We start from the raw sequence: 19394 nt of genomic DNA on the forward strand, positions 1-19394 counted from the left end.
AGTGCCTATGTGGCAGGATGAGGTGTTGCAAGGGGTTTGCATTTTTACGCGGAATCCATACAGTGTTTGCCTGACGGGGCGGATTGTTCAAAGTAACACGGGCGGGGGGAAGCTCTGTGACGTTAGATGTACCCACTCTTATGGCTGCAACCACGCTGTTGCTTGCGCTTTCTTCGCTTGCCCTCACTGCACATTGGTTAGCCAATCTGGGCGTCAGTGGATTGCGCGGTGTGGCGCTTGGCGCTGTCGCAGGTGCGCTTGGCAGCTACGCGTTGATCCCGGTAAACGGTGGCCTGAACAGTTTTAGCTTATTGGCAGGCGATCTACTGGTTATAGGCGCACACCTGATTATATGGCTTTCCATTGCAGCTTTCTGGGGCGTGCGTACACGTGTGTCCACTGGCTGGGGCGGCATGATGTTCGGTGTCGCAGTTCTCTTGTTTGCATACCAGACAATTGTGGGTGACAACGGGGCCGTTCGGGGTGCGCTTCTGTCTGGTTTTGTGGCGATATTTTCCCTGACGGCCTGTTTGTCGCTTGTAAAAGCCCTGGGTGGGAGACGCTCATTATACCGTGGTATTATAAAGCGAACCTCGCTGGGAGGGGCTATTGCTGCGGCGTTATTTCTGGCGCACACAGTCTTCTATGCCTACCGCGCATATGCTTGGCAACAACTGCCTGCGAGTGTCAGCCATTATAGCGAACAGGGCCTGGCGATCTGGACGCAGGTAGAGGCGATGGTCTTTGTTTTGATGCTTGCACTTACTGTGATCATCATGACCGCGGAAAGGTCGCAGCATGCTTTAAAGATACAGGCGATGATGGATCCGCTGACGCAGGCACTCAGCCGCCGCGCCTTCATGACGGTTATCAAGACTGTGGTGGCGCGGTCGAAACGCCAGTCTGAACCGGTTTCCCTGATCATGATTGATATTGACCGCTTCAAGCGCATTAACGTGTTGCATGGTCGACTGGTGGGTGACGCGGTGTTGCGGCAGTTCGGCGAGCGGGTGATGTCCGGCCGGCGTGCCCAGGATGTACTCTGTCGCTTTGGCGGCGAAGAGTTTGTGCTGTTGCTGCCGGGTACGGACGAAGACGGCGCTGTTCACGTGGCTCGTCTGCTGCGCGCCGGGGTCTGCGATCAACCTTTTCATATCGGTGGTAAAGATGTCTCGCTCTCGCTCAGCGTGGGGGTCATGACGGCCAGGGGGGATGATCTGGTCTCCGACGGTATGCTTGATGCAGCCTATAAAGCACTTAAACAGGCCCAGAAGGAAGGGGCGGGACAGATAAAGCTCGCTGGCACGATGCCGTCAGCGCTAACGGCCAGACAGGCAGACTGAACAAAAGCGGTATTCTTTTTATCGTGACCAGTGTGTGCAGAGGGAAAAGAGGGGCGTGCGCGTACCATGTCCAAAGCAATTATCTTGTGAGCGAGCCCCTTTATGAAAAGCCGAACTGTACCGAACCTGTTAAAATTCACCCTGATAGCAGTAGGCGTTGGTATAGGCCTCTGGTTTTACGTCAGCGATGAAGACAGTGATGAAGGCACCGCCAGCACGTATACTGTCAAGACTGCCGACCTTGGCACTATACAGCGCAGTGTGTCTGCCAGTGGGTCTGTACGACCGCTTATCACCGTAGACATCGGTTCCCAGCTCTCCGGTCAGGTCGCTGAAATGCTGGCCGATTACAATGATGAGGTCGCGGAAGGGCAGTTGCTCGCACGCATCGATCCGCAAACGTTTGCGACTAGAGTGAAGCAAACGGAAGCCGAACTGGCGGTGGCGCGAGCGTCGGTGACAGTACAGCAGGCAGCGATTACGCGGGCAAAAGCTCAACTCAGGGAAGCGGAACGTACGCTGGCGCGCCAGAAAGACCTGGAAAAGAGCGGTAATGTCTCCATCAGCGCGCTGGACACAGCTGAAACAGCCTATACGACTGCACAGGCAGATGTCATAAGTGCAGAAGCGCAACTGGATACTGCAAAGGCAACAGTCGCGCAGCGCGAAGCCGCGCGTGATCAGGCCAAGATTGATCTGGACCGCACGGAAATACGCTCACCCATCAATGGTACGGTTATCTCACGCAGTGTGGATGTCGGACAGACGGTGGCCGCCAGCTTGCAGGCTCCGACCCTGTTTCAATTGGCGCAGGATCTTTCGGAAATTCAGGTTGAGGCGAATGTCGACGAAGCCGATATCGGTACGGTCCAATCAGGTAACAGGGTATCCTTCAGTGTGGATGCCTTTCCTGACCGTGTTTTCGGCGGCGTGGTCAAGCAGGTACGCCTCGCCCCGCTCGAGGAATCCAACGTGGTAACCTATACCGTTGTGATAACCGCGAGCAATTCTGACCGCGCCTTGCTGCCCGGCATGACCGCCAATGTAGAAATTTTTACCGGTGAGAAAAACAATGTGGTGAGAGTGGCCAATGAGGCGCTGCGCTATCGCCCATCAAACCCACCTGAAACAACCGGTGCCATCGCTGCCGAGCGGCCCGGCGCGGGCGGGGGCCAGCTTGTCGGGCGGTTGGTGTCTGATCTTGGACTAAGCGACATGCAGGCAGCGCAGGTGCGCACCGGGTTGGACAAATTGCGCCAGCAAGCGACGGCAGGTCGTAGCGGTGGCATGACGATAGGGGGCGTGCCTAACAATGGTACCAATGACAGGCTGCAAATGCGCCAGCGTATGGAAGCGGCTCTCGACAAGGTGTTGAAAGACATCCTGACGGATGAGCAATGGTCATCCTACGAGGCCGGGAAAACTGCCCGCGCTGCGGTGCGTCGGGCGCAGCTATGGTTGCTGCGGTCGGACGGACAGCTTGAACAGGCTGATGTGCTATTGGGGCTGTCTGACGATGAGAATACCGAAGTGGTCCGCGGGCTTGAAGCCGGCGCGGCAGTTGTTGTCCGTGAAGAAAGGCGTTGAGGATGAATGTTTCTACGCCAGTCATCGAAACCCGGCGGCTGTATCGCCACTATTACCAGGGCAATCAGGTGGTGAAAGCGCTGGATGGCGTTGACGTCACCATTATGCCAGGTGAGTTCGTAGCCGTCATGGGGCCGTCGGGTTCCGGTAAGTCAACGTTTATGAATATCTGCGGTGCGCTTGACCAGCCCACGGGCGGTACGGTTCAGGTTGCCGGGCGGGGTCTTGCCACACTGTCGCGGGATGAGTTGGCAGGTCTCAGGAATGAGGTCATCGGCTTTGTCTTCCAGCAATTCAACCTGTTGCCGCGCACCAGTGCGCTACAAAACGTAATGCTGCCCCTTCGCTATGCCGGTATTGGCGGGCAAGAAGCGGTCGAGCGATGTAAACAGGCGCTTGCGCAGGTGGATCTTGCTTCGCGCACGGATCACCACCCCAACGAACTTTCAGGCGGGCAGCAGCAACGGGTAGCGATTGCGCGGGCGTTGGTGACAAACCCTCAGCTGATTTTTGCCGACGAACCGACGGGGGCACTGGATAGCGCCACTTCCGTCGAGGTGCTAAAATTGTTCCAGCAACTTAACGCGGACGGCATGACCATTGTGATGGTGACGCATGACGCCGATGTCGCGGCCTATGCCGGGCGTACATTACATTTTATGGATGGTCATATTGCGCGCGACACACTGGCAGAGCGGCGGGCCGCATCATGACCCTTTATGCGACCTTCATTGTTGCGCTTGAGGCCTTGCGGCTCAACGCGCTACGTACATCCCTTGCCATGCTGGGTATCATCATCGGCGTTGCCGCGGTGATTACCATGGCGTCCATATCCACCGGGGCGTCAAAGCGTGTCGAGGAGCATATCTCAAGCCTTGGCACCAATCTGCTGATCGCGCGCCCGGGCTCGAACCGAATGGGCGGCAGGCGGGGCGGTGCTGGCACCAGCGAAAGTTTTAGTGAGAAGGACGTGGCGGCCATTAAGGCCGCAGTATATGACGTGGCGGCCATATCGGGCGTGGTGAACGCGTCTGGTGCCATTGTGTTTGGCAACAACAACTGGCAAACCGGTGTCCAGGGCGTGCATGCTGATTTTCATATCGCGCGGGCCTGGGATGTGGCCAGCGGGTCTGCACTGACCGATGAAGATATCCGCCGTAAATCGAAAGTGGCGGTGATCGGCCAGACGGTTGCACAAGAGCTTTTTGGTGGCCAATCACCGCTTGGTGAGCGTATTCGCATCAAGAACATTCCTTTTGAAGTTATTGGTGTGCTGGCAGACAAGGGCCAGTCTGGCATGGGGCGCGATCAGGACGACACCATCCTTGTGCCTATCTCAACCGCGCGTACCCGCCTGGTCGGACGGGATGGCTCGGTCGCGGAACCGGTTGAGATGATGTTTATTTCCGTGCGAGACGGCGCAGACATGGCGAAGGTTCAAGAGGAGATAGAGAACCTGCTGATGGAGCGACGAAACATCCGGCCGGGGGCGCAAGCCAACTTTGATGTGCGCAATATGTCGGAATTTATTGAAGCCCGCACCGCGACCCAGAACACCATGGGTATGCTGCTGGCGACATCGGCCGCAATTTCCCTGGTGGTGGGCGGTATCGGGATCATGAACATCATGCTGGTGTCAGTGACAGAGCGCACGCGTGAAATTGGCCTGCGTATGGCAGTGGGAGCCCGGGGCCGTGACATTTTGGTGCAGTTTCTTGTTGAGGCCGTGACGCTTTGCCTGGTGGGCGGTATGATCGGCCTTGCTGTCGGGGCCGGGTGTTCCGGGCTCGTGGCATATTATGCGGGTTGGCCGGTGCTGATGGACCCTGTGTATGTGGTTCTTGCCATGGCGGGATCTGCAGCCGTTGGCTTGTTTTTCGGCTTTTACCCGGCACGGCGGGCATCCATGCTTAATCCCATCGATGCACTCAGGTACGAATAATGAAAAAGGCGCACCATGCGGATGCGCCTTTCCGGCAGGGTATGATGTCAGGCGCTAGAGCTTTTCAACCATCAAGCTGCCGATGGAATAGCCAGCCCCGAAGGAGCAGATGATGCCCTTGTCTCCAGCCTTCAGGTCGCCCCTGTGTTTGTGGAAAGCAACAACGGAGCCCGCGCCTGCTGTGTTGCCGTATTCGTCCAGAACGGTCGGTGCTTCGTTTGGCTCCGGCTCGCGCCCAAGAAGCTTCTTGGCGGCATACATATTCATGTTGATATTGGCCTGATGCAGCCACATGCGGCTGAGGTCGCCAACCTTGAGGTTGTCGCCTTCAAGCTGGCTTGAGATGAATTCAGTCACCAGTGGCAGCAGTTCCTTGAAGACCTTGCGACCTTCCTGCATGAAGAACATGTCTTCGCGCAGCATGCTGTCGTCATCAAGCCGGGTCATCGGCCCGTAGTGTGAGCGGATGTTGCTGGAGAATTGGGTGCTGGCCTTGGTACCTGTCACTTTCCACTGGTCCTTGCCTCGTGCCAAGTCTGCACGTTCCAGTACCACAGCGGTTGCAATGTCGCCAAAGATGAAGTGGCTGTCACGGTCACGGAAGTTGACCATGGTGGAGAAAATCTCCGGGTTAACCATAAGGATACGGTCGGCGGTGCCAGCCTTGATAGCATTCACGCCTGCGATCAGGCCGTATGTTGCGCTTGAGCAGCCCATCACCATATCAAGGGCCGACCCGCTTGTGCCAAGGTGGTGCTGAACCTCGATTCCGATAGCCGGGAAATAGCGTTGTAGCGCGGCGGCGGAGCAGATGATTTGGTCGATATCTTCTGCCTGCAGTTCGGCTTGCGCCAACGCCTCTTTTGCGGCTTCGATTGCCATGTGTGCCTGAAAACAGGCATGTTCCTGATCACCGTGTCCGCCTTCAGGCATTTTGGACATCATGCGATCAAGGTCCATCACACCTTCAACATCCACCATGTGGCGTGCCTTGATGCCAGAGGCTTTTTCTATGAACTCTGCGCTGGAATGTTGCTTGGCTGGTACAACGCCGGCATCGATATCGGCCTTGTGGTGGGCATTATACTGGTCAACATATTCGTTGAAGGTTTTTACGAGTTCCTCATTGGTGATCCTGTGAGGCGGTACATAAAGACCCGTACCAGAAATGACTACATCAACCATGCCAAACTATTCCTTAATATCTGAACTGACAGTCAGCCCAAATATGACCGGGCTGTTACAAGGGCGCTCAGATATACTGCCTTTTTTCCCATCCGCCAACCAAACATTCACGGAATATCAGCTATGCAAAAAATGGCTTAGTTTTCTGTAGGATGGCACAAATCGCTGTGCTACCTCTCAGAATATGTCGATTTGGGGAAAAATTATTGGTGGTACGGCCGGGCTCGCCATTGGTGGGCCTATTGGTGCTCTCATTGGCCTGGCGGCTGGGGCGGCGGTTGATGCTGGCGTGGAAGCGAACCAAAGGCCAAGCGACGCTACTCGCCATGTTACCTTTACCATTGGGGTTATTGCGCTTGCCGCAAAGATGGCCAAGGCGGATGGCCGGGTCACACGCGAGGAGGTTGAGGCCTTCAAGCAGGTATTTCGGGTGCCGCCGGAGGAAATGCACAATGTGGGCCGCGTGTTTGACATGGCGCGCCAACATACGGCGGGCTTTGACGCTTATGCACGGCAGATCGCCGATCTTATCGGTAGCAATCGTGCAGTTCTCAATGACCTTCTCGAAGCATTGTTTTTCATCGCGCAGGCAGACGGTGAAGTCCACCCCAATGAACTGAATTATATCCGCGCGGTGGCACAGATATTTGGCTACAGCAAGGATGAGATAGCCGAGCTTGTACACAGGCATGTGGGCGCGGACCCAAGCTGTCCTTATGGTGTATTAGGGGTTAAGCCTTCGGTCAGTGATGCTGAGCTTAAATCTCATTACCGCAAACTGGTGCGCGAAACCCACCCCGACCGTCTAATCGCCGAAGGGGTGCCAAATGACTTTATCGCCGTGGCGACGCGTCGTGTGGCGGAAATTAACGTAGCCTATGACCAGATCATGAGCGAGCGCGGAAAGAAGTGACGCGATGAAGCCTCTTGATATCCTTCTTGTCCTGCTTGTTACTGTTGCCTGGGGCATGAATTTTGTCGCTACGAAATGGACGATGGATGGTTTTTCGCCACTGTTGTCAAACGCGCTACGCTTTTCGTCGGTGGTTATTTTATTGGCGCCATTTCTGCGAATTGTCCGCGGCCGGATGGTTGACCTTGCCATTGCGGCAGTGTTGCTTGGTGTGGTGCATTTTGGCGCTTTGTTCTGGGCGGTTAAGCTGTCCGGCGGTATTGGTTCTGTAGCTATTGCATCACAGCTAAGTGTACCGTTCTCAACGCTTCTCGCCGTGTTCTTTCTTGGTGAAACCATTGGTTGGAAACGGGCGATGGGTATCGCGCTTAGTTTTGCCGGGGTTTTGGCACTTGGCTTTGATCCTATTGTTTTCACCTATTGGCAGGGTCTGTTGGTGATGACCTTCGCAGCTCTTGTGTTTTCAATTTCCGCTATCCTTATGCGCCGCCTGCGGGACGTTCGTGCTGTGACCACACAGGCGTGGGTTGGGCTTGCCGGTGTTGTCGGCTCGCTCGCGCTTTCCTTTGTCTTTGAACACGGGCAGGTGGAGATGATCAGGACAGCGCCGACCAGCGCATGGATGGCTGTGCTATATAGTGGTATTGCTTCCTCAATTATTGGTCATGGGGGTGCGAATTACCTATTGCGGAAGTATGAGGTCTCCGTGGTCTCGCCATATTTTTTACTAACGCCCGTAGTGGGGGTTTTGTCTGGTGTCGTGCTGTTGGAAGAAGAGTTTACATGGCGCATGGCTGTAGGCGCGGCCCTCACTCTCGTTGGTGTACTGGTGGTGACGCTGAGAAACAATGCGAGGTCGCCCCGTCTCGCGGAGGTCGCCGAGGACCGGGCGGCAGTTTGATATATGCTCGATATTGCCTCATACCCGTCACCCAACTGGAATGAACGTCCAGCCGGTGCCGTCATTGATACCGTTGTTTTGCACTACACTGGCATGCGGTCTGGCCGTGACGCATTGACCCGCCTGTGTGATGCGACGGCGGAGGTTTCCGCGCATTATCTGCTTGAGGAAGATGGCCGTGTTTTCAGGTTGGTTGATGAACGGAAGCGTGCGTGGCATGCCGGCGTTTCGCACTGGCGCGGCAGAGATAACCTTAATCACACGTCAATCGGGATTGAACTGGTTAATCCGGGGCATGAGTTTGGCTACCGACCGTTCCCGAAGGCACAAATCACTAGCCTGTTATCGCTTCTTGAAGGTATCGCTCAACGTCACCATATCCAGCAAAATGGGTTTGTCGGCCACAGCGACATCGCGCCAAGCCGCAAACAAGACCCGGGGGAACTCTTTCCTTGGGCCCAGCTTGCGGAGAAGGGCTTTGGCATTTGGTCAGGCAGGGACGGGACCAGCACTTCCGTCATCGTGCGCCGTGGTCAAAAAAATGACAATGTCGTCAAGTTTAACGAACAATTATCTATGATTGGGTATCATATAGATGACATCCAACATTTTGATATTGCGACGGAATATGCAGTGCGTGCTTTTCAGGCTCATTGGCGGCCGACGGCGGTAACAGGCCTGATTGATATTGGTACAGCCCGTATTCTTGAAGATATCGCCAACCAGCGAGGTTAACAGGGGAATAAAGATGAAAAAACTGCTTCTCTCTACCGTGATGGGTATGATGGCAAGCCCCGCTTTTGCCCAAAGCCCGACAGTCAGCAATGACCACAAACCCAACCAGCAGACAATGGCGTGCCTTCAGGCGCCCACACGTGACTGCGCCTTGTCCTCGGCGCTGCAAACTGTGATTGCTGAGGAACTGGGTGTGGAGCGCGCAAAGGTCCTTGTGGGCGTCGCGACATCAATGATCGAAACTGGTCAGCGTGAACAGGCGGTTGAGACTTTGATGTTGGCACTTGATGAGGCGCGGACGGTCAAAATCACATTCGTTACGCAGGAAAAAATAAAGGAAATTGCCCCGCTGCTTGCACGGGCGGGTGATGTCTCCGGAGCGTTGGTCGTTGCGGATGAAATCGAGAACCATGGAATAAAGGATGGCGTTCTTGCGGAAATTGCAGCAGAGGCGATTGGCAATGGCGCATTGGCGGATGCGCGGGTGGCGCTTGGCAAAATGCGCAACCGTAGTCGCGCTTTCTGGCGTGAGCTCACACTGTTGGCTCGCGCGCCCGACAAAGCTCTGACGACTGTTAAGTTGGACGATATTGAAGCTGACGTGCGCGCGCTGGGCCGCACCGAGCAAGTTTATCGCGGTCTGATCCAGCTTGCGATTATCGCTGACCGTAAAGGCAATGCAGTCGCACGTGACACCTACATTGCTGAGGCTGATGAGCTTTTCTCCGGTGTGGTGGGTATAGCTGCACGCGCGGATGCTACCGCCCAACGGGCAAGTGCCATGCACGATGCCAGCCTTGAGGCGGCGTTGGTTCGTGCCAGTTATGACCTTGCAGCTTTGCATGGGGATAGGGTGCGCGATGGCGATACCCTGCAGGATATTGCCCGTAAGCTGGGCCCGGTGGAAGCGGCGTTAGGTGACCTGGGTCGTGCCTTTGCCCGTATCGAACAGTTTAAAACGGTAGAGGCGAAGGCGGCTTATGTTGCATCGCTGCAACCGCGCGAGGCCAGTGAGGAAATGGTTTCAAAGATGAGTGAAGTCTTGGGCCAGATCAGTGACGTGGACGGCGCTTACGAGCGGGACATAATTCGACTGAAGCTGTTGGACGGTGCGCTTAAAAACGGCAGTATCGATCTGGCGAGCAATATCGTGCGCTCAATGGAGGACGACGATAATCAGGCGTTGGCGCTGGCAAGAATGGCTCCTCTACTAAATTAGCTCCAATAGAGGATGAGATATCTCATCAAGATTGTATGAAAGAGCCGGAGGTGTCTCCGGCTCTTTTTTCTGCGCGGCTGTACTGTGGTCATTTCTTCCCCAGGGACTGCCCGACGGCGTTTTCCGCCGCCGCAGTGGCGCGGCCTTCTCCCGGTGCTGTAACCGGGCGCCGCCGGGTAAGCCAAAGGAACGCCGCTGGTGCGTAATAAAAACTCACAATCATGGACAGGAATGCACCGCCCGCAATCGCCACAGCAAAGGGCGGCCAGAACTGCCCGCCAGCGAGGATGAGCGGCGTAAAACCGCCCACGGTTGTGATGGTGGTAGATAGAATATGCCTGCCGGTGCTCATGACACCGCGGACAACGGCGTCCGGGTCGCCTGCGCGTGCATCCGGCATTCCCCGAAGCTCGGACAGGATCACGATAGCGGCGTTGATCGCCAGCCCCACAAGGCCCATCAAGCCGAAGATAACAACAAAACTAAGCGGATAGCCAAAGAACCAAAGCGAAAAGAGGCCAAGTCCTGCCGCCTGCACCGCAGCTGCAAAAGTCACGAAAGCCATGCGGAAGCTGTTGAATGTCAACACGATAGCAAGCAGCATCAGCACCAGCAAAAGACCTACGGTGCCAAAAAGCTGCCCAACCGCCTCGTTGCGTTCTTCGCTTTCGCCGCCGAATTCGACCCTATAGCCGGGCGGGATTTGAAGGTCGGTTTTCTCCAGTTCGCGCAACATGGCCTGAAATGCGACTTCCGGCAGAACATCGAACTCTAGATAAGCCATCACCTTGTTCATGCGTACGCTGTTATAATGTTCGATAGTGCCTACTTTGGTCGACAGCTTCACATCAGCTACCGCCGAGACCGGTACATCGGCGAACGAGCGATCTTCTTCCAGCCGTGTGTTGGTACCAATCAAGCTCATGTTCGCGATGGAATTGAGGTCCTGCCAGTTGGCGCGGTCAGCAATCAGCCTGACAGGAACCTGCTGTGTTTCCTCGATCAGATAAGTGGCAGTTATGCCCGTGGTAAGCGCCTGAAGCTGGCTTTCAACCTGACTGAGCGTCAAGCCCGTCACAGACACATCATCCTCCCGTGCTTCAACTGTGACCATCGGGCGGCCAGCTTTGAGGCTGGTGCGGGTTATGGTGACATTCGGTAAACGGCTGAGGACAGAGCGTATGTCATCACCAATACGCTCAAGTGTCGCGAGGTTTGGGCCCAGCACGCGCACTTCAATAGGGGCGCTGATCGGTGGGCCTGTGCCAAATTCGCGCACCAGCACGATGGCCTCAGGCAGCATTTCGGTCAGTTCGTTCTGCAGGCGCGGGACCATTTCGGCAATCTCTTCGAAATGGTTAACTGTCACCACAGCGACTGCCGCACTGACAAGCCCATCTGTTTTGGCGACCATGGCATAATAGAACTTGGCCGGGCGTGTCCCGATAAACCAGTGGGCGCTTTGCACCTTTTCTTCTTTCCCAAGGCGCTGGTGCACAGCTTCCACCGCGCCACGGGTTTCCTCGATCGCGGTCTGGCCGGGCATGTAAATTTCAACGCGGAACTGGTTACGGTCACTTGTGGGGAAAAACTGTTCTGTCAGTTGGCCTGCAAGTACAAAACCGAGAATGGGAATAGCCGTTGCCACAATCATGGACCGTACGGGATAGCGCACAGACCATTCTAGGCTGCGCTTGAATGGGCTGGACAGCCATTTTGCATCTGCGCCGTCACGCCACCAGACGCGCTTTATGGGGGTGCTGGGATTTGCTCCCGGTACGCGGCCTTCGACCACACGACCGGCAACGGCAGAGATTATGGTAAAAGCGATGACATAGGACGCGATAAGCGACGCAATAACGGCAGCCGGTACACCCAGCAGGAAGTCACCCGCGTTGCCCGGCATGAGCACCAGCGGCATGAACGCGATGATGGTCGTGAGGGTTGAGCCCATAAGCGGAAGCCACAGCTTGCGTACGGTTTTGGCAACAGCGACCGAACGGCGTTCGCCCTGCAAGCGCAAGTGTTGGATCTCATCCGTGATCACGATGGCGTTGTCGACCATAATGCCAAGCGCCACGATAAGGCCGGTGACGAGAACCTGCTGGATGCGCAGCCCCATCATGTGGGTCATGGCAAGGGCTGCAAGAATGGTAAGTGGCAGGATCGATGCCGATACGAGCGACGCGCGCCAGCCTAAAGATATAAGCAACACAACCAGCACCACCAAGGCACCTTCAGCCAGATTGCCCATCAAGCCATGCAGGCGTTCGTCGGCATAATCGCGCTGGTCGAAGATACGCTCCAGATGCACAGAGGAGGGCAACGTGGCACGCATGTCTTCCATCATGGCCCCAAGCTGGTCGGACCAAGCGTCGATACGGCTGTCTTCAAACATGCGGGCGGCGATGGCAACGCCGTAGTGACCATCGAGGTATGCCAGATGGCTGGGCGGGTTCTCGAACCCGCGTTCAACGTTGGCAACGTCGCCGAGCCTCAGGCTTGCGCCGTTTTCGTCAAGCCCCAGCGGGATACGACGGATGCGTGCGAGGCTGTCAAGCGCACCGGCGACCTGCACGACCATGCGGTTATTGCTGTCCGATACGACACCTGCTGCACCCCGCGCGTCCGAGCCCCGGATGCGCGCGGCGACGTCGGCCATGGTCAGGCCGTAAGCGGCCAGTTCCGCGTCATCAATCGTGATGCGGATCTCTTCTTCCGGCAAGCCAATCACATCGACAAAGTCTGTGCCGCCAAGGTTGCGGATCTTGCTTTCAATCTCACGCGCGTGACGGCCGAGGATTGCATAGTTGATTGGGCTGTCCGCATGCCATGTCAGCGAGAAAATAGCGGAATGTGCATAGATGCGGGTGTCTGAAAAATCAGGCGCTGTGGAGCCCGCAGGCAGGTCGGTCACTTCAGAGACCTTGTCGCGCAGACGGGCTGTGATGGGCTTGGCGTTGTCCACCCGGTCTTCAAGCTCGATAGTGATCAGCGATACGCCAGGGTTCGAGACGCTGCGCACCGTCTTGACCTCTGGTACCTCGCGGATCTTGCGCTCCAACTTCTCGGTGATCTCGGCTTCGACCCGTTCCGCATCCGCGCCCGGATACAGTGTTGTGACCTGCACAATACGGCTTTCCATGTGCGGGTCTTCAAGTTTGGGCATGCTGATGAAGCTGTTGAAACCGGCAATGACGATGAGCAGCAGGATAAGCCACACCACACGTGGGTGATTGTAAAGGGAGCCTTGCATGATGACTCCTCTAGCTGCGCGCGGCGGGATCGGAAGCCAGCACGGTCACGCGCTGGCCGGGGGCGAGGCGTTCAACGCCGTCGGAGATTATCCTGTCGCCCGCCGAGATGGTGCCGCTGACAAATACCCGGTTGGTGTCAGTATAGAGCACCTGCACATTTTCAAATCGTACCTCTGGGCCGTCTTTGCCTTCTACCACTTTATACACCCGCCAAAGCCCGCGTACATCTGAAGACAGTGCGCGAATGGGCAGCCATGCCCCGCTGGTTTCCTGCCAGTCGTTTACCACTGCTGTGATCAGTTCGCCGCGGTCGGCGCTGTCTTTAGGCAGGTCGAAGGTCACCATCATCGTGCGGGTCTGGCCTTCAATTGTGGGTACAATGGAACGAATGGTGGCGCCGTCGATCTGTTTTCGCCGGCCGCCCCGAAGTTCAACGGGGGCACCGCCCCGCGCGGCAAATGCGTATTCGGGCGGCATGCCGATGTGGGCTTCCATGCGGGTGTTTTCAGACAACTCCAGCAGCTTTGTGCCTGCTCCGACGACGGCGCCTTCATCCAGATGGCGCGCCGTAATCGTGCCGGGGAACGGTGCCTTGATTTTCGATTTTGCGATGTCGACATCAAGCGCAGCGACCGTAGCATCAAGGCGTTTCGCGCGCGCGCGCAGGCTGATGGCATTTGCTTCCGCTTCATCCAGGTGTTGCGCTGAGGCGTGCCCCTTGTTGAAGGTTTCTTTTGCGCGCGCAAAAGTTCGCTCGGCAAGGTCAAGGGAGGCGCTTACCTCGTCTTTTTCGGCCAACAACTGCGCGCGCTGTGCGTTCAGTCTTGCGGTATCAAGCTCAGCCAGGATGTCGCCTGCCTGAACAGATGAGCCCAAGTCCACCGTAATGTTTGCAATGGTGCCGCCCAGTTCAAAAGCCATGCTGGACATGCGGCCCGGCACGGCACGGCCAGTGAAGGTGCGCCGGGCATGATATCCGTTCTCAATCGTCACTTCGGTTGTCCGAACCGGGAGGGCGCGGCTGAGGCCACTGTCGGGAACTGTTTGCGCTGGCAGGCGAGCCGCCAGCACGGCAACAAAGACGCCAGCAAGGGCAACTATGCTCACCTGTCTTATCAGTTTCGCTTTTTGAACCATTATTTTTCCTACTGTCGCAACCTGGGGCCGATCAGTTTTCCTGATCATATTTGTCCACATTCAGGCCGCTTATATATTAAACTAGACTTGATAGTCCAGAAATTAATGCAGCAAGATTCCGTAGGGTAAAATATACTTGAAAGACTTTATGGCACTTGCATGTAGGGCTGTGTGTTTGTTATTTGTAGACCCGCTAGTCTAAAAAATAACAAATTATCCAGCCGTTGGATTTGCAGTATAATCTTAAAGAGAGTATGGAAAGCGCCAGAAAATGCTTCTGCGTAATAGAAAGGGTAAACCGTGACAGAAACCGCTGCCGTAATGTCGAATGGCGATCAGGCTGACGATAGCCGCCCGACACGGGGCCGCCCGAGGGATAGTGAAAAAAATTCCGCTATTATTGACGCTGCGTCCGTATTGTTTCTGGAAAACGGTTTTGACGGGACCAGTATGGACGAGGTGGCGAGGCGCGCGGGCGTGTCCAAGCAGACAGTCTACAGCCACTTTTCCAGCAAAGAACAGCTTTTCGCGGATGCCATTCACATTACCATTGCCAAATATTTTCCTGATGCCGCATTGCAGACAGTGGAGGTTCACACGCTCGAATCAGACCTGCACGCTGTGGCACAGACTTTTGCACGCCTGCTTTTGAGTGACGATGCCATTGCGATGCACCGTGTTCTGGTGGCCGCGGCCGGCAAGGGGCCGGAGCTTGCACAGATGTTCTGGCAGGCGGGGCCGCAGGAAATGAATGAAAAGCTGGAAGAATTTATCGGCACATGGGCCGAGAAGGGCGAGTTAAGGATCGACAGCCTGGAGAAAGCCAGCGCCCAACTTATTACTCTGCTAAAGGGGAAGCTGCATTTCATGCGCGAAATCGGCATGATTGGCACTGTGTCTGAGGAAGAGATCAAGGAACAGGCTGCGGAGGCTGTTGAGTGTTTCCTCAAGCTTTATAAAGCGTAAGCACGCTTTATCAGATGCAAAAAAAGCCGCCTCACCGGGCGGCTTTTTTCTTGGGCTTGGACAGGGTGTTCTAGGTATCGGTACCGTCGCGCGATTCCATGCCATCGCCCTTGAGGGTCTCATTGGAATAGCGCGCGTTTTCCTTGTCGCCCTTCAGGTTGTTCGGCAGTGTTTCTGCCTGTGTTTCGGTCGCCGGGCCGAGCGTTGTATCAAAGATGATCTCATCGCCCTTGCTTTCAAAAATGCTGCAAGCGGAAAGGGACATCAGGGCGGCAATCACGAACGGTTTTTTCATTTTATTCCTCGGGGACAGATATTGGTACGCTGCGTGGCCGGACTGTGCCCCATTTTGACCTGCGTTTCAACAGCCTTGACGCGGCGCGTCAGTCATGACCATAACAGCGCGGCAGATGGCTGGATGGCCGCCGCCACACGACGCTTCGGTGATCGCGTGGGGGAGGAAAGTCCGGGCTCCACGGAAACACGGTGCCGGTTAACGACCGGCGAGGGCGACCTCAGGGAAAGTGCCACAGAAAGCAAACCGCCATGCGTGCATGGTAAGGATGAAAGGGTGCGGTAAGAGCGCACCGCGTCCCTGGTAACAGGGATGGCAAGGTAAACCCCACCGGGAGCAAAACCAAATGGACGGTTGCCTTTGATGGCAAGGCGGGTTTCTGCGCCTCCGTCGTGGTAGGTTGCTTGAGCCCAGTGGCAACACTGGGCCTAGAGGAATGGTCATCCCCTGCTTGCAGGGACAGAACCCGGCTTACAGGCCATCTGCCTTTATATCTTCACGCTCGCTCTTCCAATCCTGAAATCATGCGCTAATGTTCCCGTAAGTCAGAAAAAGGGGACAGCGTATGACTTTCACAAAATTTTTCTCGCGCAGCCTGATGGCGGGCGCGGCACTGGCGGCCCTGAGCTATGGGGCACAGGCTGATTTCAGCGAGGCGACCAAAGACCTAGAGTTCAAGGACGGCCTTGTGGACACTTATGTGGACCACGCTAAGGCTCGGGTGCTGCTGGCGCTCGACAAGCCGGATGAGAACGGTGTCGCGGGGCGTTATATCTATGCGGCCTACCTTACGGGTGGCCTTGGTTCGAACCCTGTGGGGCTTGACCGCAGCGTACCTGCAGGGGGGGAGATCATCTCCTTTCGTCGCATGGGCAGCAAGATTGTCGCCGTGGTCGAGAATCATAATTTCCGTGCCACGGCAGACAATGCCGCTGAACGACGCGCAGTTGAGACAAGCTTCGCACAGTCGATTATCTGGTCCGGCGATATCATGGAAGAAGACGCAGAAACCGGCCGCCTGCTGGTTGACTTCTCCTCCTTCCTGACCCGAGATGCAGTGGGCGTCGGTGCGCGGCTCAAGGCGCGCGGCGAAGGCAACTTTGCCATCGCAAAAGACCGTTCGCTGGTAGATACCAAAGCCGCGTTCATGTTCGCTGAGAATGGCGAATTTGACGCTTATGTCACCTTCACAAGTGACAAGCCTGGCCGGGAAGTGCGCCAGACTACGCCTATCCCGGAAGCGGTAACGCTTATTGCGCACACCACACTGATCAAACTGCCGGACGCGGGCTATGAAACCCGCCTGTATGACGAGCGTGCAGCGCTTATCGGCATGACGTATGTGGATATGTCGGCGCCACTTGCGGGCGATACGGTGGTGCGTCTTGCGCGGCGATTCCGGCTTGAAAAGGATGAGAACGGGCAGGTGAAAAAACCGATCATCTTTTACATCGATAACGGTGCGCCGGAGCCAATCAGAAGCGCGCTTCAGGAAGGCGCGATGTGGTGGGCGGATGCCTTTGCCGCGGCCGGTTACCCCGGTGGCTACAAGGTAGAGATTTTGCCGGAAGGTGCTCATCCGCTGGATGCACGCTATAATGTGGTGAACTGGGTACACCGCGCCACACGCGGCTGGTCATATGGCGCAGCGGTCGCTGACCCGCGCACCGGCGAAGTACTGCGCGGTGTGGTACTGCTCGGCAGCTTGCGTGTACGCCAGGATATCAAGATATTTGAAGCGCTTGCCGGGGCGGCGAAAACCGGTACCGGCGCGGCGGACGATCCGGTTGAACTGGCGCTCTCCCGTATCCGCCAGCTTGCGGCGCACGAAGTGGGCCATGCACTGGGTTTTGCGCACAATATGGGGGCCAGCACCTATGACGGGCGCGCCAGTGTGATGGATTACCCTGCGCCGGATGTGCGTGCGGGTGAGGGCGGTAAGCTTGATTTTTCGGACGCTTACGGCGTTGGTATCGGCTCGTGGGACAAATGGACTGCGCGTTTCCTCTATGGCGACTATGGCGATATGCCAGAAGCGCAGGCGCAGGCCGCGCTTGTCCGCGAAGCGGATGACTATGGTCATCTGTTTGTCTCGGACCCTGATAGTCGGGGCGTAGGAACAGGCCACGCGCGCGGTGCGGTGTGGGATACGGGCGATGATCCGCTTGCCAGCCTGGAGAACACCCTGGAGGTGCGCCGCATTGCCCTCGACCGATTTGGTATGGATAACCTGCGAGATGGTGAGAGCGTGAGCGCGCTACAAAGCAAATTTGTGCCGCTTTACCTGTATCATCGCTACCAACTGGCGGCGGCTGCCAAAAGCCTTGGTGGTATGGACTTCGTTTACCGGCATGAAGGCGACGGGCGTCCCGCGCCTGTTGTTGTGCCATGGGAGCGGCAGGAAAAAGCTTTGTCGCTGCTGCTTGAAACCTTGTCGCCAGCGGCGCTTGATGTGAAGGATGAGGTGCTCGCCACTTTGTCGCCGCTTGGCTATTCCGACGGTGACCCGCAGTTTGGTCGTGAGGTCTTTGGTGCCAATAGCCGCCCGATGTTTGACCATGCGGCGGCTGCCATGAGTGCAGTGGCACTCAGCCTTGATGCGCTGCTGGCACCGGAACGCCTTGCACGGCTGGATGCACAAGGGGATGCAAGCGATGATCACCCCGGCCTTGCGGCGGTGCTGTCACGCACAACCGACACGTTGCTGGATTTCAATAACGGTGAAGACAAAACAAAGTCAGGCCTGCGGGAGTTGGTCGCTGGCGCTTATGCGGAGCGGTTGATAGGCTTGGCGCTCGGGCCGGACGTACCGCTTGGGGTCAGGCAATATAGCAGGGCAACCCTTATGGAGGTGCGTGAGAAGGCTGAAAAACTGCGTCGGTCGCATTCGGCGTTTGCGCTTGGGCTCATGGCTCGCATTGATGATGCATTGGCCCGTGCCCGGACCCCGGCTGTCAAGGACCCGGCAGATGCAAGTATTCCGCCCGGTAGCCCGATCGGCAGCGAGTTGGGCGAAGCCTGCTGGCACTGTACCAGTGAATAATGAGCAATGCAGACCAACAGAAAAGGGGCCGAAAGGCCCCTTTTTTGCGTCCCTGTATGGCGCGCTAGCAGCTGGTTTTACGCCCATACCAACGCGCGAGCGGGGCAGCGCTCATACCGTGCAATAGGGCGCTTATCCAGACTGCATTGACGGCGATCATCAGTATTTTGTCGGCGTATTCACCGTTGGCGCCTTCGACAATGATCAGCGCAAAAAGTGCTGTTGCAAGGCCTCGGGGCCCAAACCAGCCCAGAAACAGTCTCGTGCGAGGGTGAAGGCCTGTACCCATGAGTGATAACCAGATTGCGACCGGGCGCACGATGAACAGGCTGAGAAGGATCAGTGCCAGCATGGGGCCAGTGAGGTTGGTGATGGCTTCTGGAACCAATGTCAGGCCAAGCAGGAAAAAAGCGCCCCAGTTCAGGAGCTTGCCTTCACTGTCACTGAAGTCATAGACAAAGGCACAGCGACCCTTGACGACATGACCAAAAGCTAGCCCGGCAACAAAAGCCGCTATAAAGCCGTTCCCATCCACCAGCATCGCAGCCAGATAGGCGCTTCCGGCGAGTGCTATGGCGCCTATCCCTTCATGGGTGCCGGTGCTCAGGTCGCGATCATCGGCAAAGAGGAACGCCTTGCCGCCAACGTAGCCAAAAGCGCAGCCAATGATGGGGCCAAGCGTTAGTTGACTGACGGTAAAGAGGAGCCAGTTGCGTCCATCTGCGTCGCCGGACGCGGCTGCAAGGCTCGCGAACAACAGGACGGCAGGGAGAGCCAGCCCGTCGTTTAACCCGCTTTCGACTGATATGGTCTGGCGTTCCATATCAGGGACCGTCTCGTCGGTGATAACGGGCTGGCCGAGTGCTGCGTC

General features: G+C 56.6%; 15 protein-coding genes and 1 other RNA gene. 11 read left to right on the plus strand and 5 right to left on the minus strand.

Annotated features, from left to right (window positions below):
* Positions 1–116: 116 nt before the first annotated feature.
* The 4 genes from ACN0VM_RS17150 to ACN0VM_RS17165 all read left to right on the plus strand — a co-directional run bounded on the left by ACN0VM_RS17150 (position 117) and on the right by ACN0VM_RS17165 (position 4872).
* Positions 117–1343 carry a GGDEF domain-containing protein gene (locus tag ACN0VM_RS17150; RefSeq protein WP_417452119.1) on the plus strand — a complete coding sequence of 409 codons (1227 nt, stop codon included), beginning with the start codon at positions 117–119 and terminating at the stop codon, positions 1341–1343.
* A gap of 102 nt (positions 1344–1445) precedes the next feature.
* Complete coding sequence (locus ACN0VM_RS17155; RefSeq protein ID WP_417452120.1) at positions 1446–2930, plus strand: efflux RND transporter periplasmic adaptor subunit; 1485 nt, start codon at positions 1446–1448, stop codon at positions 2928–2930.
* A gap of 2 nt (positions 2931–2932) precedes the next feature.
* Complete coding sequence (locus ACN0VM_RS17160; protein ID WP_417452121.1) at positions 2933–3643, plus strand: ABC transporter ATP-binding protein; 711 nt, start codon at positions 2933–2935, stop codon at positions 3641–3643.
* Entirely contained in the window at positions 3640–4872 is a 1233-nt protein-coding gene (locus ACN0VM_RS17165) for an ABC transporter permease (RefSeq protein WP_417452122.1), read from the plus strand. Before ACN0VM_RS17160 ends, ACN0VM_RS17165 begins: the two co-directional genes overlap by 4 nt.
* Before the next feature lie 54 nt (positions 4873–4926).
* On the opposite strand, the gene ACN0VM_RS17170 is transcribed toward ACN0VM_RS17165, so the two are convergent.
* On the minus strand, positions 4927–6057 hold the full coding sequence (locus ACN0VM_RS17170; RefSeq protein WP_417452123.1) for a beta-ketoacyl-ACP synthase III: 1131 nt from the start codon (positions 6055–6057) through the stop codon (positions 4927–4929).
* A gap of 184 nt (positions 6058–6241) precedes the next feature.
* On the opposite strand from ACN0VM_RS17170, the gene ACN0VM_RS17175 reads away from it, so the two are divergent.
* The 4 genes from ACN0VM_RS17175 to ACN0VM_RS17190 are packed head-to-tail and all read left to right on the plus strand — an operon-like array spanning position 6242 to position 9825.
* A complete protein-coding gene (locus ACN0VM_RS17175; RefSeq protein WP_417452124.1) occupies positions 6242–6970 on the plus strand; it encodes a TerB family tellurite resistance protein in 729 nt (242 codons plus the stop codon).
* Positions 6971–6974: 4 nt separating this feature from the next.
* On the plus strand, positions 6975–7871 hold the full coding sequence (locus ACN0VM_RS17180; RefSeq protein ID WP_417452125.1) for a DMT family transporter: 897 nt from the start codon (positions 6975–6977) through the stop codon (positions 7869–7871).
* Positions 7872–7874: 3 nt separating this feature from the next.
* Positions 7875–8606, plus strand: coding sequence for an N-acetylmuramoyl-L-alanine amidase (locus tag ACN0VM_RS17185; RefSeq protein WP_417452126.1), 732 nt, complete (start codon positions 7875–7877; stop codon positions 8604–8606).
* A gap of 13 nt (positions 8607–8619) precedes the next feature.
* Entirely contained in the window at positions 8620–9825 is a 1206-nt protein-coding gene (locus tag ACN0VM_RS17190) for a hypothetical protein (protein ID WP_417452127.1), read from the plus strand.
* Between the two features lie 88 nt (positions 9826–9913).
* Here the strand turns inward: ACN0VM_RS17190 and ACN0VM_RS17195 are convergent, their stop codons facing one another.
* Together ACN0VM_RS17195 and ACN0VM_RS17200 are read right to left on the minus strand one after the other, a co-directional pair.
* Entirely contained in the window at positions 9914–13081 is a 3168-nt protein-coding gene (locus ACN0VM_RS17195; RefSeq protein ID WP_417452128.1) for an efflux RND transporter permease subunit, read from the minus strand.
* A 10-nt stretch (positions 13082–13091) separates the two neighbouring features.
* Positions 13092–14219, minus strand: a complete 1128-nt coding sequence (locus tag ACN0VM_RS17200; protein ID WP_417452129.1) for an efflux RND transporter periplasmic adaptor subunit — start codon at positions 14217–14219, stop codon at positions 13092–13094.
* A gap of 300 nt (positions 14220–14519) precedes the next feature.
* Between ACN0VM_RS17200 and ACN0VM_RS17205 the strand changes: the two genes are divergently transcribed.
* The gene (locus tag ACN0VM_RS17205) at positions 14520–15185 is read left to right on the plus strand and encodes a TetR/AcrR family transcriptional regulator (RefSeq protein WP_417452130.1); all 666 of its coding nucleotides are present in this window, start codon (positions 14520–14522) and stop codon (positions 15183–15185) included.
* Between the two features lie 70 nt (positions 15186–15255).
* On the opposite strand, the gene ACN0VM_RS17210 is transcribed toward ACN0VM_RS17205, so the two are convergent.
* Complete coding sequence (locus ACN0VM_RS17210) at positions 15256–15480, minus strand: hypothetical protein (RefSeq protein ID WP_417452131.1); 225 nt, start codon at positions 15478–15480, stop codon at positions 15256–15258.
* A gap of 111 nt (positions 15481–15591) precedes the next feature.
* Between ACN0VM_RS17210 and rnpB the strand changes: the two genes are divergently transcribed.
* Together rnpB and ACN0VM_RS17220 are read left to right on the plus strand one after the other, a co-directional pair.
* An RNA gene (gene rnpB, locus ACN0VM_RS17215) (RNase P RNA component class A) lies at positions 15592–15970 on the plus strand.
* A gap of 75 nt (positions 15971–16045) precedes the next feature.
* Positions 16046–18523, plus strand: coding sequence for a zinc-dependent metalloprotease (locus tag ACN0VM_RS17220; RefSeq protein WP_417452132.1), 2478 nt, complete (start codon positions 16046–16048; stop codon positions 18521–18523).
* 64 nt (positions 18524–18587) lie between these two features.
* Here ACN0VM_RS17220 and ACN0VM_RS17225 read toward each other — a convergent pair.
* Positions 18588–19394 (minus strand): cation:proton antiporter (locus tag ACN0VM_RS17225; protein WP_417452133.1); only part of this gene is annotated, 807 nt, incomplete at its 5' end.

Source organism: Kordiimonas sp., assembly GCF_048260245.1.
In the GTDB taxonomy this organism is placed as follows: Bacteria; Pseudomonadota; Alphaproteobacteria; order Sphingomonadales; family Kordiimonadaceae; genus Kordiimonas.